Raw genomic sequence first — 23,596 nt, 5'->3', positions numbered from 1 at the left:
AACAAAGCGCTCTCGGAGCGTCGTTTTCGAGTCGTCATTTTGCGAGATCCGAAAGGAAACCCCGTCATCTTAGCGACGAACTTGCACTGGCATTCGCCTGAGAAAATCGCCGAGATTTACCGAAAACGCTGGCAAATCGAGGTCTTCTTTCGCTGGATTAAGCAACAACTAAATATTCCAAGGTTATTTGGAACCACGCCAAATGCGGTATACGGCCAGCTATACACCGCTTTATTGGTGTATGTTCTGCTCAAGTATCTGTTTGACCAAGGGAATGCTGCAGTACACATCACCGTTAAGCTAACATTCGCCGAATTTGATCGGTTATTTTGCCTACAATCTTTACCGGTCGAATGGAGGGTGTTTCTTTCGAGCAACTTAAAGTTCCAGAAATAGGTTAATCAACAGCCGTAGATTTTCGGCAACTAATTTAAGCTTTTCCCGATATTTCTGCTCATTAGTTGGAAAAACGTCACCTATTTCAGACCATTAACCCTATTACGGGCCAAAACAGCAGAATTAGATGTCCTTTTGCTATCTATTTTTCTCTAGCTAGGCTTTAACCCGAAAATAGGTGCCGATTTGACACTTAATATATTCAGTGACACCCTAGAAACCGCTCATGCCGGACCAACATCATAGTAGTCCATGATGAAACCGGCAATTACTGCCAAGGATAAGGATGAGATAGCTATGGCCTTCGGAATTAACAGAGAAGAACTGAACCAGTGGAAAGCGGCGGTCCTGCGGGGGGAGATCGCTTTTTTGACCCATTACTGGATTGATCCCCGGTTCCCGGGTATAACCACCGTAACCAAAGTAGGCTGCAGCGACCTCCCCCGCCTGCGCCGCTGGTGCGAGCAGAACGGTCTTCCCCCGCAGTATATCCATAACCGCAGACCTTTCCCCCACTTCGACCTGCTCGGTCCGAAGCAGCCGGAAATCCTCCGGCGCGAGGGAAAGTGGGAGCAGCTGGAACGGTTCCGTATGCTATAGACATAGACTGCTACAAACTGCTACAAACCCTTCAAACCGCTACAAAATGCTATAAATCCTAACCGTTATCAGCCAGTCCTCCTGCACCTTACCCCTTCTTGTTCCGCAAATCCTTCATGATCTGCCGGCCGGTCGGTGTCTGGGCCAGACCGCCTCCGGCGGTCTCGCGGTGCTTCTCCGGCATGGCTGAGCCGACCTCCAGCATCACCTTGATCACTTCGTCTGAAGGAATTACGCTGCGCACGCCTGCCAGCGCCATATCCGCAGCAGCAAGGGCAGTAACAGCCCCGAAGCCGTTCCGCACAATGCAGGGAATCTCGACAAGCCCGCCAACCGGATCGCAGATCAGGCCAAGCGTATTTTTGAGGGACAGCCCCACGGCATGGACAACCTGGGCCGGCGTCCCGCCCCGCAGCTCCGTCAACGCCCCGGCTGCCATGCCGATCGCCGAACCAACCTCTGCCTGACAGCCGCCCTCCGCTCCGGATACAAAGGAATTATTGGCAATTACATAACCGATCGCCCCTGCGGCAAACAGCCCCGAAACCATATAATCGTCATCCCAGCCGAAGCGCTCCTGGCAGCTGAGAAAGACTCCCGGAATAATGCCGCAGGAGCCTGCTGTCGGAGTCGCTATAATCCGGCCCATCGAGGCATTCACTTCCGATACCGCCAGCGCATAGGCCATCGCCTGTCCGGCAGGTCCGCCCAGTAATGGCTCACCAGCCGCGTTATAAGCACCTACCCGCTGGGCATCAAGGCCCGTCAGACCGCTGCGCGAGGTGGTATCCTGGGTCATCCCGCGGCGTACCGCCTCTTTCATGACTCCGTAATATTCCTTCATTGTAGCAAATTCCTGTTCCTGCGGACGTCCCGATTCTGCGCTCTGCTCTTCCAGCATCAGCGCTCCGATACCGAGTCCACGCTCCTCGCATAATACAGCCAGCTGGCTCAGCGTTTGAAAATTCATGGTGTGCTTTCCTTCCCTTTCTGTTCTTGCTTGACTCCGTTCAAGTCCACCAATCTGACCGATTTCACGGCAGTGAGGGCCTGCAGCTCCTGCAGCAGCTCGGCTGTGGCCGGTTCATCCAGCTCAAGCACGGTGAGTGCTGCGCCGCTGCGGTTTTTGCGGTCAAGCGACATATGACCGATATTAAACTGTCCCCTGCGCATGACATCCGTAACACTGGCCAGCACGCCGAGATAGTCCATATGATTAATCAGCACCGTGGGATACATCCCGGTCAGCTTCACGCCGAAGCCGTCGATATCGACAATTTCAATATTTCCGCCGCCGATGGAGATTCCCGTCAGCGTCAGCTCTATGCCGGTGTCCCGGCCGACAAGGCGGAGCCTGACCGTGTTCGGATGCGGGAACAGGCCTGTGCCCTGACGGAAGCAAATGTCCATTCCGGCTTCAGCGGCCAATTCGACCGAATCAGGCAGCCTGTGGTCATCCGTAGCAAAATCCAGCAGTCCGCCGATAATCGCCCGGTCCGTCCCGTGTCCCTGATAAGTGGCGGCAAAGGAGCCGAAGAAAATAACCTCCGCCTCACGCGGCATTTCCCCCAGCACCTGACGTGCAGCCCGGCCGATCCGCGCGGCACCGGCGGTATGAGAGCTTGAAGGGCCGACCATAGCAGGCCCGATTATTGAGAATACATCCTTGAAGCGCATTGTTCTGATCACCTTTTATTAAGTTCGCCATATTAATTGCCTATATATTATACTGCACGAACGCAGAACCTACACCATTACATTCATTGTCACCTAAGGGCTGCTGCTTCATTATGTATTTTGCGAAAAGAGTACGAGGCCGTCCCGCTCCTGCCAGCCGGTTCCCGACCAGAAGCTGCGTCCCAGCGTATTGCCTTCAATGACCATCAGATGGCACTTCGCAATACCTGCCTCATGAAGGGCCGCCAGCGCGCGGGATACCAGCTCACGGCCGGCCCCTTTGCCCCGGCAGGCTGTACTGACGGCTACGTGGTACATATATCCCCTGCGCCCGTCGTGCCCGCACATGACCGTACCGGCAAGCGTGCCGTCTTCTTCCTCGCATACCTGGCTCAGGCCCGGATTCCGCCCGAGAAACTGCAGAATTCCTTCCCGCGAATCGGCTTCGCTAAGGCCCATCCCCGCCGTATTTTCCCACAGCCTGCAGGCTGCGTCATAATCCTCTGCTACCATTGCACGATACAGCATTTTATTTATCCACCTTTCTATTATTCAAATCAGGTACAGCAGCATACGTAACCGCCCGGTCATTTCCGCCGGCTTATACCGCAGAGAGCGCACGCTTTTCTGGGCGGATGCATAGAAATATACAAAACCGGCAGCACGCAAGGAGGAATACAGCGCAATGAACCCGACATATCCCTTTTACGGAGAACAGACGGTATGCCGCACACAAAAAATCGCTTTTCCCCCGCAGCACCAGAACCGCCAGCCCGGACTGGAGAGCCTGATGCATCCCCGGCCGATCAGTGAAGATCCGGAAATCTGCGGCAGCGGCAGGCTAAAGGGCAAGGTGGCCCTGATCAGCGGCGGAGACAGCGGGATCGGCAAGGCAGCGGCTATCGCTTTTGCCAGGGAAGGGGCGGATGTGGCCATTGCCTATCTGTATGAGGCCTCTGATGCCATCGATACAGCACGGCGCATTGAACAGCTTGGCCGCCGCTGCCTGCGGATTGAAACAGATTTGCGGTACCGGCCGGGCTGCTTTCAGGCGGTGGAGCAGACCGTGCAGACACTGGGCAGGCTGGATATTCTGGTCAACAATCTTGCGGTACAGTACCCGCAGCACAGTCTGCTGGACATTACAGAGGAGCAGCTGTACCAGACTTTTCAGACCAATATATTTCCGTTCTTTTTCATGAGCCAGGCGGCATTGCCGCATCTGACCAAAGGCTCGTCCATCATTAACACCGCCTCGATTACCGCTTACCAGGGCAATAAGGAGCTCATTGATTATTCCTCGACCAAAGGCGCTGTCGTCACCTTCACACGTTCCCTTGCCCTGTCGCTTGCCGAAAGCGGAATCCGCGTCAATAGTGTGGCTCCCGGCCCCGTATGGACTCCGCTGATCCCATCCAGCTACACCGCCGCCGAGGTCAGCGTGTTTGGAACCGATACGCCGCTGGGGCGGGCGGCACAGCCCTATGAGCTTGCCGGTGCCTATGTCTATTTGGCCAGCCCCGATTCAGCCTACGTTACCGGCACCTGTATTCATGTTAATGGAGGAGACATGGTCACAAGCTGAGATCAAACCTGAAAGGACGTTTTCAGATGAACAAAATCAAAGAGTATGACATGCCTTCCGTGAGGCTGTCGGCAGGTATATACGCCCTGTCCAAGTTGTCCGCTGCCGGGCTGACCTTTATGCTCGTCTCTCTTGTCCTGCTCGGACTCCCGCATACGGACGGGGTTCCGGAAGGATGGCCGGTCTCAGTCCCGTATGCTGTCTACGCCTACGCCCTGCCTGCAGCCCTGATTGCCGACGCCCTGCTGTCCATGTTCCGTTCCTCCAGGCTCGGCCCTTCCCTCATCCTCTACGCCGCTGCCGGACTCGTGGCCGGCCTGTGGCTTGCTTCGGAGCAGGGCGGAGATACACAGAACTGCGGCCTGTACGGAATCGGCATCCTGCTGCTGTTCCGCCTCGCCCAGCTGGCCGGTGAACGCTACCCGCTGCTGCTGCCTGTATTCGCCCTGTTCGTGCCGCTGCTCTGCCTGGTCCTGCAGTAGGCGGAGTTAGCGAAGCTACTGTTCACCGGTACTGAGGAATGCCCCGTGCGCGCTCTGTCCGCAGCCCCGTCGATGCAGATCCATTGCGGCTCCTACAGCGCCTCTATAATATCTCCGGCGACCAGTGCCGACGGATGATTCCGTGAGCCGGCCGCCCGCTCGCCGGCCAGTCCGTGCAGATATACGCCGAAGGCTGCTGCCTGGACGGCATCCAGGCCCTGGGCGAGCAGGCCGGCTATCATTCCCGTCAGCACATCGCCTGCTCCGCCCGTGCCCATTCCCGGATGGCCTGTGGTGTTGACATAGACCTTCCCTTCAGGCGAAGCAATTACGGTGTGTGTGCCTTTGAGCACAAGAACCACGCCGTGCTTTATGGCATAAGCCTGGGCAAGACCGATCCGGTCACGCTGTACCTCCGGCGTGGATACGCCCGCGAGCCGGGCCATTTCCCCCGGATGAGGGGTTAGAATAACCGGCCTGCCGGGACTGGACCATTCCGTATAGTTACATTCCGCCAGAATATTAAGGGCATCCGCATCCAGCACCAGCGGGCTGCCGATCCCTTCCCACAGCATGCGGAGCCATTCCTTGTCTCCGGCAAACCGGCCCAGCCCGGGCCCTGTGGCAACCACATCACGCTTCCCGCCAAGCCGCAGCACCTCCGCGGCCGTCCCCGCATTCCAGGTGCCGTCCTCTCCGCCGCCGGCTGCAGCCAGCATGATCTCCGGAGCGGCACCGATTACATAGGGCAGCAGCGCTGCAGGCAGTGCCCAGGTCACCAGACCGCACCCTGCCCGCAGCGCAGCCCGGGCCGCGAGCAGCCCGGCGCCGCTCATGGACAGGCTTCCCGCCGCCAGCAGGACATGCCCGTAGGTGCCCTTGTGGCCTTCGGGCGAGCGGCGGCGCGACACGTCGACCCCGAGGCGGGTCTGCAGCACTTCCTGGGTCAGCAGGCTGGCCTGCACCCCGGTCTCCCGGGCCAGAGCAGCGGGAATGCCGATGGAGCGGACCACCACCCTCCCGGCTGCACCCGCGCCGGGATACTGCACCAGCCCGCGCTTGAGCAGCGCGAGGCAGACCGTCACCGCTGCATGAATGCAAGGCTCATGCAGCGCTCCCGTGTCCGCGTCAAGCCCGCTGGGGATATCCGCGGACACAATCGGCTTGCCGCTGGCATTGGCCGCGGCAATCAGGTCCGCATAGGCACCGCGCGGCGCTCCCGCGCTTCCGGTGCCGAGCAGGGCATCGACGATGCCGGTGCAGCCGGCAAAGTCGATGCGGTCCCGGCCGTGGACAACGGCCGGAATCCCCAGCGCCGCAGCAGCATCACGCTGCACGGCGGCTTCTCCGGCCAGCGTCTGCGGCGCGGCCGCGTACACCAGCGTAACGGCGAGGCCCGCCTCACGCAGGTGCCTGGCGGCGGCGAGGCCGTCGCCGCCGTTGTTGCCTTTGCCGGCGAGGATCAGCCAGTGCTCGGCGGCGGCAGTGTCTAGGGTCAGCGCGCGGTCGGCGCTGATCCTGAAGTCCTGCGGCGGCTGCGCACCGCCGCCGTTCCAGCCCCGGCCCATGCCGCCAGCTTCGCTTCCGGCATCCAAGCTTCCGTTCAGGCTGTGTCCGGTACCGCCGGTAACACAGCCCCCGCCCATGCCCATCTTACTGCTCCCGCCACCGCTGCCTCTGCGCACAATATCACTGTCCATGCCCCAGTCAGAGCCATACCCTATATCGCCTTGCACGCCGTTTCCACTGTTATACTGCCTGCGCCGGCACAGTGCAATGACTTCCTCGGCAATCGCACGCCCGGCATTCTCCATTAGCGCAATTGCCGGAATACCCAGCTTCTCGATCGTCATGCGGTCGAGCTGCCGCATTTCCTCTGCAGTGACCAGATCCATTTACTTCAACCCCTTCCCGGATTAATTAACTAATATTAGTCAGGCTCGCTCTTTTCCAGTTTCAGCACTTTTATTCTCTATGGCATTTGTTCAATATGCTAAGTGGAATTTTGCTGTTTATTTTCCGGTCAAACAACGGATTCAGCTGTGTTAGTTGGAAAAACGTCATTTAATTTTGCTAATTCCATCCCAAAACGGACGTTGGACGCAAAATAAGTGGAGATTTCCACCTAATTTCAGTAATTTATCGTAATACACGGAATTAAGTGATTATATTCCACCTAGTCCATACATGCAGAGTAAATTAGTTAAATTCAACGAACAAGCAAAAAAGGCAAGCCTTACAGCATCATATGCAATAAGTCTTACCCCCCTGCGCAGGGGAATAACCCCCTTTGGCCCGGGGCAGGACTGCAGCCGGTGCAGCCTGTCCCCGCTTATTTAATACGCAACTGTGAACCGTTCCCGGCTGAAGTTGCCTTCCTCAAGCTCATCAACCACGGCTACGGCAAAATCCTCCACGCTGATACTGCTCTCGCCGTTCTCATCGTTAATCAGCCGGTCCAGGCCGATCCGGAACATGCCGGTCCGGCGGCCGGAGACGATTGCTGCAGGCGGGCTGATATAGGTGTAATCCAGCTCTGAGCCTCTGTAAATTTCATAAGCATGCGCATGCGCTGCAGCCAGCGGCCGGAGCTCCTCGGGGAATCCGGCCGTATCCATCAGCCACTCTCCCGATTCTGTTTTCAGGCTGCCTGCACCCCCTACAATAATCAGACGCTCTACGCCGGCCTGCTGCAGCCCTTCGATCAGGGAATCTGCCGCTCTGAGCAGGTCATTTTCCTGCCCCGGATCAGGCCCGAAGGCGCTGATAATTTCACCGTGCCCCGCTACTGCTGAGGCAACAGATGCCGGATCAAGCACATCCACGCGTACAATCTGCAGACGTTCATGCTGCAGTTCCACCGACTCCGGATGGCGGACGGCAGCGGTTACCTCATGTTTTCTTTTTAACGCTTCCTGTACAATGGCCTTTCCAATGGTTCCTGACGCTCCTATTACCACTACATCCATCTTCTGTTTCCTCACCTTTCGTCAGCTTGCATGCCGGTTTATCCATCAATTCGTTCTTAGTTTATTTATCTACGCTCTGCCACCGCAGAAACATCCCCTGTGACTCAGGCATAACAGGAGCGAAGCCGTACTGCGCATAGAGCCTGGCGGCCTCACCGTCAGCAATCAGGCTCACATAGGATGGCTGCGGAACGGTATCAAGAAACTGTCTGATTTCGTGCATGACCGCTTTTCCCAGGCCCCGGCCCTGATAAGCGGGCTTTACTGCGATGTCAGTAACCTGAAAAAAACAGCCTCCGTCCCCTATCACCCGGCCCATGCCCACCAGCTGCCCGCTATCATATAAAGTAACTGCAAAACAGGAACGCGGAAGCCCGGCGGCTGCTCCTGCAGCACTCATCGGACTCAGGCCCGCCTCTGCACGCAGAGCCAGATATTGCTCCACTGAAGGCAGCTCATGGCGTACTTCCGGTTTGGATATATGATTCATACTTGATCTTCCCCCGTTCTCTGTCAGGAGCCTGCTGCCGGTCCCCTGCACTGTAACCAATATATACGACAGCAGCAGCCGCAATCAAGGCGGGCGGATAAGCCCGGGGTTCATTTTGAAACGGATCCCCGATTCCAACGTATGCTATAAAGAATTCCGCCACAGACATCACTGCCTATTCTCAGTCCAAGAAGACGGGTAACTAATAGTAATACAAATACAATCAGGCTCCACTATAACTTGAAAAGGATCGGTGAACCATCATGTCATCACTGGGCAAATTATTTAAATGGGGGACTTTTGCGTACGAGGCCTTTCTGGCCATTCCGTTTATCGGGGGCACCTTCGTTGTCGCCAACGGCTGGCTGCCGCTCGGCGTTGCCTTCCTGCTCCACGCGGCGGCTGTAGTCATCCTGCTGAGAGAACGCGGGCCGTACATCGGTAACGTGATCGGGATTGTCACTTCGGTAGTTGCACTCATTCCGTTTGTCGGCTGGATCATGCATGCCATTACCGCTATCGTCCTGCTGATTGAAGGCTTGTCCGCCAACCGGCAGAGACCCCGTTATTAATCCAACCGTGTTACAGCAAAACAGAGCAGCGTACCTCTCACCTGGAGGGGACACTGCTCTGTTTCGTTTTGTTCTCAAGTTCAACCGTATATAGGATGAGTACTAACGCACTGCTTGCTATCCCCGTCCCGCCGAACGGGCATCGGTGCGCCGGCTTCCGGTTTCCCCACTGAAACGCGGATTTGCTGAGCTGTTCTCGAAACGTTTGCGTTCCGTACGCTCCATCTGAACAATCTGACCCTCATGCACTACAATATGCAGTGAGCCGAATTCCATATTGTCCAGCAGTTCTGAAATTCGTGATAGCCATAACTCATCCACCTTCAGTGGCTTAGCCATTTTCCAGCCTCCCTTTCCCCGGATAGGGGGTTATCTCCGCCTAAATCCCGTCATTTCCAACTTGTATACTGAGCTTTAACTTAGCATGGAACTAAATCACTGTCAATGAGCATTTTTGCGCAACAGCCAGCTTTTAATAATCATTGTGAACAAAGCCAGTAATAGCAGCAGGGACGCAACCGCGAACGATGCGGAAAACTGATATTCGTTATACAAAATCTCTACATGCAGCGGCAGCGTACTTGTCTCCCCGCGGATCCGGCCGGATACTACAGAGACAGCTCCGAATTCCCCCATCGCCCGCGCGTTGCAGAGAATGATGCCGTACAGCAGACCCCATTTGATATTAGGCAGGGTAACACGGAAAAAGATTTGCCAGCCTTTTGCGCCTAGCGTAATCGCCGCTTCCTCCTCCTGCGTGCCCTGGTCCTCCATCAGCGGAATCAGCTCGCGTGCCACAAAGGGAAAGGTTACAAAAAGTGTCGCCAGGATGATACCGGGGAGAGCAAAAACGATCTTGATGTCATTGTCGCTCAGCCAGGAGCCGAACCAGCCGCTCGAACCGAACACAAGCACAAAGATCAGACCGCCGATAACCGGCGATACAGCAAACGGCAGATCAATCAGCGTAATAAGAAAGCCTTTGCCGCGGAAACGGAATTTGGTCACCGCCCAGGCCGCAGTTACGCCGAAAAGGGTATTCAGCGGAACGGTAATCGCCGCCACAAGCAGTGTCAGCCTAAGAGCCGAGGCTGCATCCGGATCGGAAAGCGCAGCCCAGTAGACATCCCAGCCCCGCTTCAGCGCCTCTGTCAGCACAACGATCAGCGGCAGGGCAATCAGCCAGAGCATCACCAGCCCTGCGGCTGCAATCAGCACCCATTTTACTACCCGGGATTCATTAGTTGCGGTTGAAGCAGTGCTGCTTCTCTGCTTCGGGGCATGCATAGGCACAGTTCCTGCCATGTTTATTCCTCCTTATTCTAACGTGAAGTTTTGCGGGCCCAGCGCTGAAGCAGGTTAATGACCAGCAGCATCAGGAAGGAAATCAACAGAAGAAGCAGGGCCACCGCGGTCGCTCCGGCGTAGTCAAACTGCTCCAGCTTGGACATAATCAGCAGCGGGGCAATTTCAGTCCGCATCGGCATGTTACCGGAGATAAAGACGACAGAGCCGTATTCACCGATCCCCCGGGCAAAGGCCAGCGCGAATCCGGTAAGCAGCGCAGGGAACACCTCAGGCAGAATGATCCGCAGAAAGATCCGGCCGCGTCCTGCGCCCAATGTTGCTGCGGCCTCCTCCATATCCCGCTCCAGATCTTCAAGCACCGGCTGAACGGTCCGCACAACAAAGGGAATGCCGATGAACATCAGCGCCAGCGTGATTCCAAGCGGGGTAAAGGCAATTTTGAAGCCGTACGGCTCGAATAAAGAGCCGATCCAGCCATTCTGGGAATAAAGTGCGGTCAGGGAAACGCCGGCAACCGCGGTCGGCAGGGCAAACGGGAGATCAATAAGGGCGTCGAAAATTCTTTTGCCCGGAAACTCGTAACGCACCAGCACCCAGGCCATCAGCAGGCCAAAAAAAGCATTCGCTAATGCTGCAGCCGCAGCAGTACCTATGCTGACACGGTAGGAGGCCAGCACCCGGGGATCAGTAGCAATATCCCAGAACTTGGCCCAGCTCAGCCCGGTTGAATTGAAAAGCAGCGCCGATAGCGGCAGAAGCACTATCAGACTCAGATACAGTACACTGTAACCCATCGTAATGCCGAAGCCCGGAAGCACCTTGCGCCGTGCTGCAGCCGTAGAAATGACATTCATCTATGCACCCATCCTTTCCTGCCTTCGGCTTGCCTGCCGATCAGCGTCCCTGACGGAGCAGGCTCCCCAGGCCCGTACATTCATGAATGCCCCAGCTCTTGTGGCTGAGGCATCCGGTTATTACAAGTCAGTATCTTATCTATTTGCTTCCCGGCACATAAATCTGGTCAAAGATTCCGCCGTCATTGAAATGCTTCTCCTGGGTTTCTTTCCAGGTGCCGAACTTCTCGGCCAGGGTGAACAGTTTGATTTCCGGGAACTGATCCTTGAACTGCTCCTTCACACTCTCCAGTGTCGGACGGTAATAGTTCTCTGCGGCGATTTTCTGGCCTTCCTCGGTGTAGAGATAGTTCAGATAGGCCTCAGATACCTCGCGTGTTCCGCGCTTGTCGACTGTTTTGTCCACGATCGCTACCGGCGGCTCTGCCAGAATGCTCTCGGACGGGTTTACAATTTCAAATTTGTCCGGGCCCAGCTCCTTGATGGACAGATAGGCCTCATTCTCCCACGCCAGCAGTACATCGCCGATGCCGCGTTCTACAAAGGTCGTTGTAGCTCCACGCGCCCCGGTATCCAGTACCGGCACATGCTTGAACAGCTCCTGGACAAATTCCTGTGCCTTGGCTTCATCGTTATTGTTATTGTCCAGTGCATACCCCCATGCCGCCAGATAGTTCCAGCGTGCACCGCCGGAAGTCTTGGGATTCGGAGTGATCACTTCCACGCCCTCTTTCAGCAGATCCGGCCAGTCCTTGATGCCCTTCGGATTGCCCTTGCGAACCAGGAATACGATGGTCGAGGTGTACGGTGCGCTGTTATGCTCGAACTTGCTCTCCCAGCCTGCATTAATCAGCCCTTTATCAACCAGCGCATCAATGTCATAACCAAGCGCCAGTGTTACAACGTCCGCCTCCAGTCCTTCAAGCACCGCCCGGCTCTGCGCCCCGGAACCGCCATGGGACTGTTTAATGGTTACCTTCTGCCCGGTTTCCTGCTCCCAATAAGCAGCAAACGATTTGTTATAGTTCTCATACAGCTCGCGTGTAGGGTCATAGGAGACATTCAGCAGTTCTACCGGATCTTTTGCCGGCGCCTTTGTCGCTTCGGCTGTAGCAGCCGCATTCGTTCCTGCATTGGTTACCTCAGGCGTGCCTGCTGCTGAATTTGCACTGTTGTTCGTATTGCCGTTGCTTCCGCAAGCAGTGAGCCCTGCCGTCAGCAGTAATGTAAATCCGGCGAGAAGCCCCTTCTTGATCCCTTTCTTCATTCCAACCACTCCCCCATGTTTTTAATATTAGAAATGCCTCTGAAATTCATGTTAGTAGAAAAAAGACGCAGGAATGCCCACATATGGCAGGTCAAACCGGTCCTGTAGACACGTGTCTGCTTGCTTCAAGCGGGCGCTCCTCCGTCTGTACGGTAAGAACATTTATTTAATTATTCCTACCCGTTTAGTAGGTTTAGACACATAATACTGAAATCTCTGCCACCTGTCAAATCTTTTTTTCAAAATGGCTTCAAGATGGCATTCTGCTCTTTCTGCGGGAAGCAAATGGCGGCCGTGCCTGCAAGACCCGCTTGTTATCAAAGCTGTAAAAGCTGTAAAGTAATAATATTGCTACATCTTATGGGGGATAAAAACATGGGAATGGATTTGGAATATGCTCCAGAGCTGCCGCAGCCGCAAAGACCGCGGCTGCTCAGACGCATATTCACTGAAATAGGCAGACGCATCAGGTTAACCTACGCTTACGACACAACATTATGGAGGACCGCGCTGGCCGGTCCCTGGACAGTAGGCACGCTGGCCTTTATTATTGCCGTCCTGGGAATCCCGACAGGTATGGGAGCCCCGGCGGATATTATACTGGCGGCAGGAGCCGGAACGCTCGTGCTGGCACTGGCCGGGAATCTTCTGGCCCTGCTGCTGTCCCTGACCGGCCTCCGCTTTCCTAAGCTGTTTGCCGGTACTGTACTCAGCTCCTTCGGAGCTGTGCTGCTCATTCTGTACTTCTCTGACCTGACGATCGAAGCGGCCGCCGCTGTTGCAGCCATTGCCGCTCTGCTGGGCGGAGCTGCCGGGCTGTCGGCCGGCCTGCTGCGCAGCAGGCGGACCGTTCCGGGAGTGCTGCTCGGCGCAGTCCTGCTGCTGGCCCCGCTGCCGCTGTACGGAGCGGGACCCGGGCAGCCTGCCGAGCATACCACCACCGCTGAACCCGGAGATGCCGCTCCGATCAGCGCAGCCGACCCCGGTGCACCGGGGAGCTATAGCTACGAGCATTTCACCTACGGCAGCGGAGATGATCTGCACCGTACTGCGTATGGTTCAGAGGTCCGGCTGACCTCAGGTTCTGCCGATGCCTCAGATTATATCAAGAACTGGCCCAAGCTGCGGACGATCTTCTGGGGATTCGATTACACTGCGCTTCCGCTCAATGCCCAGGTGTGGATGCCTGAAGGCACCGGCCCCTTTCCGCTGGTGCTAATGGTACACGGCAACCACATGATGGAGGATTATTCGGAAGAAGGGTACGCCTATTTGGGGGAGCTCCTGGCCAGCCGGGGCTTCATTGCAGTCACGCTGGATCAGAATTTTCTTAACTATTCGGCCTGGTCCGGTATTCCGGACAATGATTTCAAGGTGCGGACGTGGATGATTCTGAAGCATCTGGAACAGATCGCAGAGTATGCGGAGCAGCCGGATAATCCGTTCTACCAGAAGGTCGATTATACAAAAACGGCCCTGCTGGGCCACAGCCGCGGCGGCCAGGCGGTCGCCATGGCTGCCGATGCCGCGCGCTGGTTCAAGGATGATCCTGCCCTCGCAGTTGCCGGACAGTTTACGATATCATCTGTTATTGCACTTGCTCCAACCGATAAAGCCATTGACGACCAGCAGGCCCGGCTGAAGGATGTCAATTATCTGACGCTGCAGGGTGCGCGGGACGGTGATGTGCATGACTTTTACGGGGACCGGCAATATATACGCTCCAGCTACTCCAGCGGCTCACCTGCCTTCAAGAGCTCGCTCTATATCGCCGATGCCAACCACAGCCAGTTCAACACGGACTGGGGCCTGTATGACCAGTCTCTGCCAGCGGGCTTATTTTTAAGCCGGGCAGAGATTATGGACGGGGATGAACAGCGGCAGATTGCTAAGGTATATGTATCGGCATTCCTTGAAACCACCCTGCACGGACAAATCGGATACAAGGAATTATTCCGGGATTACCGCAGCGGGCTGCAGTGGCTGCCGGATACAGCGTATTTCAGCCGTTTCCAGAGCGGCGAGTATATTCCGGTCGCGAGTTATGATGAGGACCGCAACAAGAATACAGTGACAGGCGGGACTGCCACCGTGACAGGTCTGGACTGGACTGAGGAAACGGCCAAAGACCGCGAGTCCAAAAGCAAAGCAACCTATGGCATCCTGCTGGAGCACGATGCCGGAGAAGAAGCAGGCTCGTACAGCATCCTGCTCAAGGACAGCGTAGTCCGGGAGCTGGCCGCCTCCGGTGCGGCTGGCCTGACCTTCTCCATGGCGAACCGCAATGCCGACACTGGCGAAGATGACAGTGAGCCGGCTGTCCCTGCAGCGGCTGCCCCGGCTCCTGATGTCGAGATCGAGCTGACTGACAGCAATGAGGTAAGCGCCCGGCTGCCGCTGGATGAAGTGATGGACATCCTTCCGCTGCCGCAGACAGAGTTCACAATCAGCCCTTGGCTGGAGGAGCGGGTCAGCGGCGGTAAATACGGCGACCTGTCAGAGGCCGTATTCCAGACGTATGAGCTGCCTTTTGAGAGCTTCCTTACGGAAGAGCCTGCCCTTAATCCCGATGAATTAACCGAAATCACCTTTTATCTGCAAGAGGAAGGCGACCGGATCATGCTGGATGATATCGGCTTTTATACCGGAGACGGGAGTCCCGGCGGACTACAGTAGTTTGCTCTTATTTTTTATATATTATTGCTCAAGGGCCTTCCCTGCAGCCGGCTGCAGGGAAGGCCCTTATTGTTCTGCTATGGCTGCACAGGAACCAGGCACACCGGAGCGGTAACCTCCAGTTCGTTACCGGTAGGGATCAGCCGGCCGCTCTCCTTGTCAATCCGGAAAGAAACAATATTGCCGCTCTCCTGGTTGGCAGCAAGCAGCATGCCAGAGGTAATTGCGAAGTTGCGCGGTATCCGCCCGCCCGATTTCACCCAGTCACCTGACTCCAGCAATCCCGTCCCTGGATTAATATAGAACAGGCCGATGCTGTCATGTCCGCGGTTGGACGCATACAGGAACCGTCCGCATGGTGACACATGAATATCTGCGGCCGTATCATCACTGCCGGCCGGATATTGCTCCGGCAGTGAGCTGATGCTCTGCAGAATCTTCAGGTCGCCCTGCTGCTCATTGTTGGCAAATACCGTAATGGTGCTGTTCAGCTCGTTAATCAGATACATCCACTGTCCTGACGGATGGACGGCCAGATGGCGCGGGCCCGAGCCCGGCGGGAGATCTACCTCCCGGTGTGTAACCAGCTTACCGTTCACAAGCCGGTAGATCAGTACCTGATCAATCCCGAGATCACATACCAGCACCCGTTCCCCGGTGCTGTCAGGAATAACGGAATGCGTGTGGGGTGCATCCTGCCGGTCCTGGCGGATTCCCGAGCCCTCATGCTTGACCTGGCCGGACATTTCACCAAGTGAGCCGTCATCACTGACCGGAAAGGCATTCACATTGCCGCCGGTATAATTGGCTACGAATATGTAATTACCCTTCGGGGAAACAGATACATAGCAGGGTGCACCACCGTCAGTGCTTCTGCTGCCCAGCGGCTGCAGCGCCCCCGTACCGGCGTCAGCGGCAAAGGCGTGAACTTCACCCTCATCCCGCTCGCTTACCGCATACAGCACTGTCCCGGAGCTGTTCAAAGCCAGAAAGGAAGGATTCTCAATGCCTGCGGTCCCGCCCAGCACCCTCATTTCTCCGGTATCTTTATTGAGAGCTCCGAGCAGGATGGCTTCTTTCTCTTTTGTATTATAAGTACCAATGTAAAATAAGACTTCATTCGGCTGCTTCATATCCGCGTCTCCTTTGCAGTAAACTGCATTCTATAATTGCTGTTACTTACATAATATTTACCCTGTACTGTGCAGATTGCTTCTGTTCCAGGTCTCATAAATCAATATAACATGTTTATTTACCCGGCACCTGACCGGTATTAAACAGCTATTTTCCGGGCATATTAAACTGCCGCACCAGTCCGTAAATACAAAATTATCCACGTGGTTTAAACGCATTGCTTGAGGTTAATAGTAACCATCGAAGGCAACACACACATACAAAAAGGAGCTGAAGAAAAATGAGTTTTCTATGGATGTTGATCGTTGGCGGCGTGATTGGTTGGCTGGCAGGTCTGATTATGGGCAGAGACATTCCGGGAGGGATTATTGGTAATATTATTGCCGGTATCCTTGGCTCATGGCTCGGCGGTATGCTGCTGGGCGACTGGGGTCCTAGAATCAGTGACTTCTATGTCTTCCAATCCATTATCGGTGCAGTAATCCTGATTGCTATCGTCAGCCTGATTCTCCGTTCGGTTGGCGGACGCAGCCGTTCGTAAGCTAAGTGGTCAAGGGTAACCCTTGAACCTGATTATAACGCATAATCTGCAAAGAACCCGCCAGGGCAGCCTGGCGGGTTCTTTGTGTCTGCTCTTAACCAGCATTCTGTTTACAAAGAAATTTCTGCTATAATGAAGAAATAAGTGACACAAATCACAGAGAGGAACGTGAATGATGGGCAATATCAATCCCTCGCTTCTGCATATAGGCTCTACGCTGGGAGCTGTTTTCATGGCGCTTATGGTTATTTTTATCCGCCTGAAGGCAAGCGAGCGTCCCGTGACGCTGCGCAAAATATGGATTCCGCCCCTGGGAATGTCAACCGGCTTCGCCATGTTTGTAGTACCTGAAGTCCGCTTTCCGTGGTGGTGGGCAGTGCTGGCTTTTCTGGCCGGCTGGTTCATATTTGCCTATCCGCTGATACGCAGCACCAAGTTTGAAGAGCGGGAAGGCTTGATCTACGCCCAGCGTTCCAAGAGCTTCGCCTTCATCCTGCTGGGCTTGCTGCTCGTCCGCACCGTACTCCATGAGTTTATCAACCGGTATGTATCCGTCCCGCAATCCGGCGGCCTGTTCTTCATCCTGGCTTTCGGTATGATTCTCCATTGGCGGGTGTTCATGTATAAGCGCTATACCCTGATGTCTCCGCCGCAGGAACGTATTCCCCAGCCGAGGGGCTAGAACTTTAATAAAGAGCATCTCTTATCCTTGCCGGGTAGGGGATGCTCTTTCCGTTATTTGGAGATGCTGAGTCAGCAGCAGCTAATATAATTTACTGCAGGTTTGTCAACTTATATCCCTTCTTTCGCATTTCCCGCATACAATAGTTATATACAAATGCCGGATCAGTTCCGTTTTTCGTATAATATGTGACAAAGACTGATTGCTTCCGCCTGGTTTTTTCACTCTGATGTCAGGTAACTTGCGGTGAGATCAGGTAGAATAAAGACATACTTAACCTCCAGCTTTCGCAGACGGGGCCGGGTATTACTTTTAGAGAGTGAGGGCAAGGCAATTGAAATCGAAATCTAGAAAAGTGGCGGTCGTCGGCTCAGGAAATGTGGGCTCAAGCTGTGCCTATTCCATGGTCAACCAGGCCATCTGCGATGAGATCATGATGGTCGACCGTACCTATGACCGCGCCATGGCACAAGCGCTTGACCTCTCGCACTGCATGGATTTTGCAGGAACCAGAACCAAGGTGTATGCCGGAACTGCCGGTGACTGCGGCAGCATGGATGTGGTCATTCTGACAGCCGGCGCGAATCCCAAGCCCGGCCAGACGAGACTTGATGTGCTGGACGCCGCCGCTGTTATCACTAAAGAGATTGTTACCGACATTATGGCCAGCGGCTTCGATGGCATCTTTGTAGTGGCTGCCAATCCGGTCGATATCGTCACATATATGGTATGGAAAATGTCCGGCCTCCCGCGCCACCGTGTGATCGGCACCGGCACCTCCATCGATTCGTCGCGTCTGAAGACACTGCTCTCCGAGGTGTTCTCTATTGATCCGCGCAGCGTCAACGGCTATGCGCTGGGCGAACACGGCGAATCGCAGTTCGTGGCCTGGTCCCACGTCACGATTGGCGGCAAGCCGCTGCTGCAGATCATGGAGCAGCACCGGGAGCGGTTCAGCAGCCTCGATCTCGATGATCTTGCCCGCAAGACCAAGGACGCCGGCTGGGAAATTTTCACCCGCAAGGGCTCGACCCATTTCGGCATCGGCAGCGCGCTGGCTTATATCACCCGCTCCATCCTCAATGACGAGCACAAGATCATCGCCGTCTCGGCCATCCTCGACGGTGAATACGGGCAGGCGCAAGTATGCGCCGGGGTTCCGGCCATCATTAGCGGCGGCGGTATTCAGGAGCTGCTGGAGCTGAATCTGAGCGAGCAGGAGACCGCCAAATTCAATGCCTCCTGCGGCATCATCCGCGCTGGCATCCAAAGCCTGCAGCTGGAAGAAACGGTGTAGCCTCCGCTCCGCTATACAAAGAACCCCCTTCATGCTTAGCGCTGCGCGCTTTGCGGAGGGGGTTAATTTGTATATTTGAAAGCTTAACGGTAACGGCCGACTTCTTCCTTCAGCTCAGCCATCATGGCGGTGAGGGCTTCAGCCTCAGACACAACCTTACCCATCAGATCTTTCTGCTCTACAGAAGCCTCGGCAACCAGCTCGGCATTCTCCGCCGATGCTTTGGCAATCGTCAGCATATCCGAGACGGATGCCGTAATTTCCTCTGTCCCGGCAGACATCTCTTCATTGATAGCCGAGACATCCTGAATCTGGTTGGAAACTTCACGCATGGAGGACCGGATATGCTCAAAGGCCGCGCCTACATGGTTCATTTTATCCATACCGTCGCCGATTTCAGCAATACTCTTCTCCATGGACGCAGCGGCATTTGCCGTCGAGGTCTGAATTTGCCGGATCAGCTCAACAATATGCACAATGGACGTATTCGTACGCTCAGCCAGCTTCTTCACTTCATTCGCCACTACCCCGAAGCCGCGCCCGTGTTCACCCGCCCTGGCCGCCTCAATAGATGCATTCAGGGACAGCAGCCCGGTCTGATTGGAAATTTCAGAGATGACATCAACAATCTGGCCAATTTGCTCGGATTGCTGTGTAAGCGTTGCGATCAGTTCTGAAGTCTGTCCGGCTGTCGTGCTGATTACCTTCATCTGCTCCAGCGTAGACTGGATTCCAAGATACCCGTTCTCTACTTCCTTATTCACACTTTCCGCCTGGTCGGATACATTGACCGAAGATTCCGCAATCCGCTGAAGGCCGATCGCCATTTCTTCCGTCGCCCGGGCTGACTGCTCCGATCCCTTGAACTGCTCTTCCATTCCATGGGCCACTTCCTTGATGACTTCGGCAATCTCCGCCGAGGTATTGGACGACTCATTGGCATATCCTAGCAGGCCCTTGGCCGAAATGGCCACCTCAGCCACTGCTGCATCAATCATCCCGACAATACCGGATAAAGCTTCGATCATATCATTAATGCCCTTGCTCATCTGGCCGATTTCATCTTTTGAGGTTACAGGCACCCGTTCGCTTAAATGCCCCTCTGCAACCCGTTTAACCACTTTGGATACGGCAGACACCGGTTTAACCATCAGTCTCGTCATGTAGAGGGCCAGGAACACCACCACCAGGATAACAATGATCAGAAAAATGCCTGCAACGGTCTGTGCCGAGATCACTTTTGCATAGATTTCGTTTTCCGGTACATTGATCATCAGCTTCCAGTTCGTACCCGGCACTGCCTCGTAATACGTAATGATCTCCTTGCCATCCTCACCTTTATAGGTTTCCGAGCCGCTCTCCCCGCCCAGAATCTTTTCGGTTGCCGCCTTCATTTCCTTGCTGCCGGCGAAATCGGCGATGTTTTTTCCGACCCGCTGTGTATCATAATGGGCATAATAAGTCCCGTCACCCGAGACAACATATCCGTAGCCGCTTTCTGCGACTTTGATATCCTTGCTCATCTCCATCATCACCTCGGGAGTAACCGAGAAGGCAATGGCTCCGGCAAACTGCTTATCCGCCCCGGCAAACGGGACGATCACCGATATAACATACTTGCTCAGGGGCTCCAGAAAGGTCATATCCGCCACAGCCGGCTGCATCGTCTCTTTTGCCTTCAAAAAGTAATCCGCTGTTCCCATCTCCGCCGTTAAGCCCAGCATATTGGTCAACAGACCGTCTTTATTAATAACACTATAGCCTTCAGACTGCATGTCGCTTTCCTCAAGCACCTTGATCGCCGGGAAAATCGTCTCCGGCTTTGAAGTATCAAATTCAGGATGCAGGGCGACCAGCGCCTGTACAGCTGAGGTTTTGGACATTAACCATTCGTTAAGCCGTGAGGCATTCATATCCAGGATCGTTTCCGCGATTGCTTCACTGTCTTCCTTGGTCACTTTACTGAAGTAGGTTGTAAAAAAGAGGGTAGATCCGAGTAACGGTATAATCGATATGGCCAAAATAATCAGGGACCATTTTCTTTGCATCGAGGCCGTTTTGCGTGTTTTTGCTTTCATTTTCAGCTTTGTCCAAAGCTTCACTTCTTTTTCCACCTTTAGTCCTCCCAGCAGTATTAGTTAGCAGCTTCCATTTGCTGTAAATCTATACTGTTATATCGGCAAGAACAGACAATTTCCATTATATATCACATAAAAAATAAGCCTTTAGTCCCACATAATGGAATCTAAACAGGCTTATTTTTCATATTTATTCATCTGATTTCATTCGTAAAATTATGACTATTCTTTGGGCATCTGCAGGGCACGGACGCTGTTGAGCACCGCCAGTACAGTAACGCCTACATCCGAGAATACCGCCTCCCACATCGTGGCGATTCCGAATGCGCCCAGGAGGAGAAACAATCCTTTGACGGCCAGGGCAAAAATAATATTCTGCCAGACAATACGCCGTGTACGCTTGGCAATTCCGATTGCCGCGGCAATTTTCGACGGTTCATCCGTCATGATCACAATATCCGCCGCTTCAATGGCTGCATCCGAGCCGAGCCCGCCCATCGCCATTCCGACATCAGCCCGAGCCAGTACAGGGGTATCATTAATGCCGTCGCCGACAAAAATAATGTTCTCCCGCTTGCCCTTCTCCTGCTCCAGACGCTCAATCGCCTCCACCTTATGCTGCGGCAGCAGGCCGGCATGAATCTCATCAATCCCAAGCTGTGCTCCGACAGCCTCAGCAACCGCTCTGGTGTCACCGGTAAGCATTACCGTTTTACGGATACCGAGCGCTTTAAGCGCTTTGACCGCCTGAAGCGAGTCCTCCTTCACCTCATCGGCGATAATCAGATGTCCGGCATACCGCCGGTCCACTGCCAGATGAACGACCGTTCCGTTCTGCACAGGCACATTCGCTGTAATTCCTTCGCGCTCCATCAGCCTGACGTTTCCGGCGAGTACAGCCCTGCCCTCTACTGTAACGGAAATCCCGTGTCCTGAGATCTCATCGTAATTCTCCGCTAGATCCATGTCGATTGTCTGGCCGTAAGCGGCACGGACCGATTCGGCAATCGGATGGCTGGAATGGCTCTCGGCATATGCAGCCGTCCGCAGCAGCTCTTCGTTTGTAAAGCCTTCGGCAGGATAGATTCCCGTTACAGTAAACTGCCCTTTGGTCAGTGTGCCGGTTTTGTCGAAGACAACAATCTTGGCATCGTTCAGCGCTTCAAGATAATTGCTGCCCTTGACCAGGATTCCGCTGCGCGAAGCGGCACCGATTCCGCCGAAGAAGCCAAGCGGGATCGAGACGACCAGTGCGCACGGGCAGGAAATGACCAGGAAGACCAAAGCACGGTATATCCAGTCCGAAAAGGTGGCTCCGCTGATCACCAGCGGAGGAACAACAGCCAGCAGCAGTGCTGTAATGACAACGAGCGGCGTATAAGCCCGGGCGAATTTGGTGATGAAATTCTCCGTCTTGGCCTTGTTGCCGGCTGCATTCTGCACCAGCTCGAGAATTTTGGATACTGCCGATTCCCCGAAAGTCTGGGTAACCTCTACGGTAATTACGCCGTTTCGATTAATGAAGCCGCTCAGCACCTGGCTGCCCGGCTCAGCTGAACGCGGTACCGATTCGCCGGTAAGTGCAGAGGTATCCATCATCGCACTGCCTTCCAGAATGGTTCCGTCGAGCGGCACCTTCTCACCCGGCTTCACGACAATGATATCCCCGATCTCCACCTCCTCCGGCGGCACCCGCCGCAGCCCGCTGCCGTCCTTCAGATAAGCGAATTCGGGACGGATATCCATCAGCGCAGTAATAGACCTGCGGGAGCGGTTCACGGCCATCCCCTGAAACAGCTCGCCCACCTGGTAAAAGAGCATGACAGCCACGCCCTCCGGGTATTCGCCGATGGCAAAAGCCCCGATTGTCGCCAGCGCCATCAGGAAGTTCTCGTCAAACACCTGGCCGCGGATAATATTGCGGGCTGCTGACAGCACGACCTCGCCGCCGACAATCAGGTATGCGGCCAGAAACAGCAGCAGCTCCGGAATGCCGCTGAGCGGCAGCAGCATGGCGGCAGCGGCCAGAATGCCGCCTCCGGCAAGCCTCAGCACGATGCGCCGGGTATCTCCAGCACCGTGATCATGGCTGTGGCCATGGGCAGCATCACTGTGGGCGGCACCGTCGCTGTGGACGTGCCCGTGGCCGTGGGCGGCACCGTCGCTGTGGACGTGCCCGTGGCCGTGGGCGGCAGCGTCGCCGTGGGCGTGCCCGTGGACATGCCCGTTATGGCCTGAGTCTCCGTCCACACGGGCATGGACGGCCCGGGCCGCTCCGGGCTGCGTCTTCCCTCGGACGCTTCCGGCCTTCAGTTCCCGCACCTTTACATGCGGCTCGAGGCTCGTCACCGTCAGCCGGGCCTGCTCGGATATGCTGTCCGCCTGATCAGCAGCACTTTCCACAGTCATCGTCTTCATGGCGAAATTGACAGAGCAGGAAGAGACACCTTCAATTTTACTGACCTTATTCTCAATTTTCATCGCACAATTCGCACAATCCAGCCCGTCAAGCATCCACTGGCGTTTTACCAAACCGTCTGCCGTACTCAAATGACTCATCTCCCTTGGATAAAACAATATATGAGTATTTGTTCATATGTTAACTTAAACACATTATATTCTCCTAAAACTTACAGTGTCAATGCAGAAACTGCATAGTTTGCCCCTTATTTTAGATGCTGCAGGATAGTGCCTGCTCCGTTGCCTTGACTCTGACTGCCGGGTAATGAATTGGATTTTTGCAATCTATTTTTATGATTTCCCATCCATTCCGATCATTAGTTGGAAAATCCACACTTATTTCAGGCTGTAAACCCAAAGTCGGTCAAAAAGCATAAATTAAATAGCGTTTTTCCACTTAGTATCCTCTTTCCGGCAGCCGGCCTAAGAAATAGATGCTAAATTTCCACTTAGCTTGGTCAGCAACCTCTGTGAATCATTAAGAAAAAAACAGGTACGGCCGCTTGTAATTTTACCTCTGCAGGGATA

Annotated in this window: 22 protein-coding genes; 9 read left to right on the top strand and 13 right to left on the bottom strand. The window is 54.9% G+C overall.

Annotated elements, in window-relative coordinates:
• On the top strand, positions 1 to 396 hold a 396-nt coding region (locus tag M2108_RS10270; protein WP_277468992.1), incomplete at its 5' end, for a transposase.
• Positions 397 to 693: 297 nt separating this feature from the next.
• Positions 694 to 996: a hypothetical protein gene (locus tag M2108_RS10265; RefSeq protein ID WP_090713426.1), complete on the top strand. Its 303-nt coding sequence runs from the start codon at positions 694 to 696 to the stop codon at positions 994 to 996.
• A gap of 88 nt (positions 997 to 1,084) precedes the next feature.
• Here the strand turns inward: M2108_RS10265 and sdaAA are convergent, their stop codons facing one another.
• From sdaAA to M2108_RS10250, 3 genes are all read right to left on the bottom strand, one after another.
• Complete coding sequence (gene sdaAA, locus M2108_RS10260) at positions 1,085 to 1,966, bottom strand: L-serine ammonia-lyase, iron-sulfur-dependent, subunit alpha (RefSeq protein ID WP_277468991.1); 882 nt, start codon at positions 1,964 to 1,966, stop codon at positions 1,085 to 1,087.
• Entirely contained in the window at positions 1,963 to 2,673 is a 711-nt protein-coding gene (sdaAB, locus tag M2108_RS10255) for an L-serine ammonia-lyase, iron-sulfur-dependent subunit beta (RefSeq protein ID WP_277468990.1), read from the bottom strand. Before sdaAB ends, sdaAA begins: the two co-directional genes overlap by 4 nt.
• A 111-nt stretch (positions 2,674 to 2,784) precedes the next feature.
• A complete protein-coding gene (locus M2108_RS10250; RefSeq protein WP_277468989.1) occupies positions 2,785 to 3,201 on the bottom strand; it encodes a GNAT family N-acetyltransferase in 417 nt (138 codons plus the stop codon).
• A 157-nt stretch (positions 3,202 to 3,358) separates the two neighbouring features.
• Between M2108_RS10250 and M2108_RS10245 the strand changes: the two genes are divergently transcribed.
• Complete coding sequence (locus tag M2108_RS10245) at positions 3,359 to 4,258, top strand: SDR family oxidoreductase (protein ID WP_277468988.1); 900 nt, start codon at positions 3,359 to 3,361, stop codon at positions 4,256 to 4,258.
• A gap of 26 nt (positions 4,259 to 4,284) precedes the next feature.
• Positions 4,285 to 4,740, top strand: coding sequence for a hypothetical protein (locus tag M2108_RS10240; protein WP_277468987.1), 456 nt, complete (start codon positions 4,285 to 4,287; stop codon positions 4,738 to 4,740).
• A gap of 92 nt (positions 4,741 to 4,832) precedes the next feature.
• Here the strand turns inward: M2108_RS10240 and M2108_RS10235 are convergent, their stop codons facing one another.
• The 3 genes from M2108_RS10235 to M2108_RS10225 form a co-directional block, all read right to left on the bottom strand.
• A complete protein-coding gene (locus tag M2108_RS10235) occupies positions 4,833 to 6,635 on the bottom strand; it encodes an NAD(P)H-hydrate dehydratase (RefSeq protein WP_277468986.1) in 1,803 nt (600 codons plus the stop codon).
• 441 nt (positions 6,636 to 7,076) lie between these two features.
• Positions 7,077 to 7,709 (bottom strand): NAD(P)-dependent oxidoreductase, encoded by a 633-nt coding sequence (locus tag M2108_RS10230; RefSeq protein WP_277468985.1) that lies wholly within the window; start codon positions 7,707 to 7,709, stop codon positions 7,077 to 7,079.
• Between the two features lie 61 nt (positions 7,710 to 7,770).
• Positions 7,771 to 8,199 carry a GNAT family N-acetyltransferase gene (locus M2108_RS10225; protein ID WP_277469014.1) on the bottom strand — a complete coding sequence of 143 codons (429 nt, stop codon included), beginning with the start codon at positions 8,197 to 8,199 and terminating at the stop codon, positions 7,771 to 7,773.
• Between the two features lie 263 nt (positions 8,200 to 8,462).
• Here M2108_RS10225 and M2108_RS10220 point away from each other — a divergent pair, with 263 nt between their 5' ends.
• Entirely contained in the window at positions 8,463 to 8,771 is a 309-nt protein-coding gene (locus tag M2108_RS10220; RefSeq protein WP_277468983.1) for a hypothetical protein, read from the top strand.
• A 117-nt stretch (positions 8,772 to 8,888) separates the two neighbouring features.
• Here the strand turns inward: M2108_RS10220 and M2108_RS10215 are convergent, their stop codons facing one another.
• The 4 genes from M2108_RS10215 to M2108_RS10200 all read right to left on the bottom strand — a co-directional run bounded on the left by M2108_RS10215 (position 8,889) and on the right by M2108_RS10200 (position 12,200).
• Positions 8,889 to 9,110 (bottom strand): YezD family protein, encoded by a 222-nt coding sequence (locus M2108_RS10215; protein ID WP_277468982.1) that lies wholly within the window; start codon positions 9,108 to 9,110, stop codon positions 8,889 to 8,891.
• Positions 9,111 to 9,212: 102 nt separating this feature from the next.
• Complete coding sequence (gene cysW, locus M2108_RS10210) at positions 9,213 to 10,076, bottom strand: sulfate ABC transporter permease subunit CysW (protein WP_277468980.1); 864 nt, start codon at positions 10,074 to 10,076, stop codon at positions 9,213 to 9,215.
• Between the two features lie 17 nt (positions 10,077 to 10,093).
• Positions 10,094 to 10,933 (bottom strand): sulfate ABC transporter permease subunit CysT, encoded by an 840-nt coding sequence (gene cysT, locus M2108_RS10205; protein WP_277468979.1) that lies wholly within the window; start codon positions 10,931 to 10,933, stop codon positions 10,094 to 10,096.
• 139 nt (positions 10,934 to 11,072) lie between these two features.
• Positions 11,073 to 12,200 carry a sulfate ABC transporter substrate-binding protein gene (locus M2108_RS10200; protein ID WP_277468978.1) on the bottom strand — a complete coding sequence of 376 codons (1,128 nt, stop codon included), beginning with the start codon at positions 12,198 to 12,200 and terminating at the stop codon, positions 11,073 to 11,075.
• A gap of 375 nt (positions 12,201 to 12,575) precedes the next feature.
• Between M2108_RS10200 and M2108_RS10195 the strand changes: the two genes are divergently transcribed.
• Entirely contained in the window at positions 12,576 to 14,876 is a 2,301-nt protein-coding gene (locus M2108_RS10195) for an alpha/beta hydrolase (protein WP_277468977.1), read from the top strand.
• A 77-nt stretch (positions 14,877 to 14,953) separates the two neighbouring features.
• On the opposite strand, the gene M2108_RS10190 is transcribed toward M2108_RS10195, so the two are convergent.
• On the bottom strand, positions 14,954 to 16,009 hold the full coding sequence (locus M2108_RS10190) for a lactonase family protein (protein WP_277468976.1): 1,056 nt from the start codon (positions 16,007 to 16,009) through the stop codon (positions 14,954 to 14,956).
• Positions 16,010 to 16,290: 281 nt separating this feature from the next.
• Between M2108_RS10190 and M2108_RS10185 the strand changes: the two genes are divergently transcribed.
• The 3 genes from M2108_RS10185 to M2108_RS10175 all read left to right on the top strand — a co-directional run bounded on the left by M2108_RS10185 (position 16,291) and on the right by M2108_RS10175 (position 18,530).
• On the top strand, positions 16,291 to 16,551 hold the full coding sequence (locus M2108_RS10185) for a GlsB/YeaQ/YmgE family stress response membrane protein (protein ID WP_068723663.1): 261 nt from the start codon (positions 16,291 to 16,293) through the stop codon (positions 16,549 to 16,551).
• 175 nt (positions 16,552 to 16,726) lie between these two features.
• Positions 16,727 to 17,233, top strand: coding sequence for a CcdC family protein (locus M2108_RS10180; protein ID WP_277469013.1), 507 nt, complete (start codon positions 16,727 to 16,729; stop codon positions 17,231 to 17,233).
• A gap of 334 nt (positions 17,234 to 17,567) precedes the next feature.
• Complete coding sequence (locus M2108_RS10175; protein ID WP_277468975.1) at positions 17,568 to 18,530, top strand: L-lactate dehydrogenase; 963 nt, start codon at positions 17,568 to 17,570, stop codon at positions 18,528 to 18,530.
• A gap of 83 nt (positions 18,531 to 18,613) precedes the next feature.
• Here the strand turns inward: M2108_RS10175 and M2108_RS10170 are convergent, their stop codons facing one another.
• Positions 18,614 to 20,644: a methyl-accepting chemotaxis protein gene (locus tag M2108_RS10170; protein WP_280776997.1), complete on the bottom strand. Its 2,031-nt coding sequence runs from the start codon at positions 20,642 to 20,644 to the stop codon at positions 18,614 to 18,616.
• A gap of 186 nt (positions 20,645 to 20,830) precedes the next feature.
• Entirely contained in the window at positions 20,831 to 23,158 is a 2,328-nt protein-coding gene (locus M2108_RS10165) for a heavy metal translocating P-type ATPase (protein ID WP_481856886.1), read from the bottom strand.
• Positions 23,159 to 23,596: the final 438 nt, after the last annotated feature.

Source organism: Paenibacillus sp. PastM-3, assembly GCF_029893965.1.
GTDB lineage: Bacteria > Bacillota > Bacilli > Paenibacillales > Paenibacillaceae > Paenibacillus_AQ.
The sequence above is the reverse complement of the archived record's forward strand: the minus strand, read 5'-3'. Positions and strand labels throughout refer to the sequence as shown.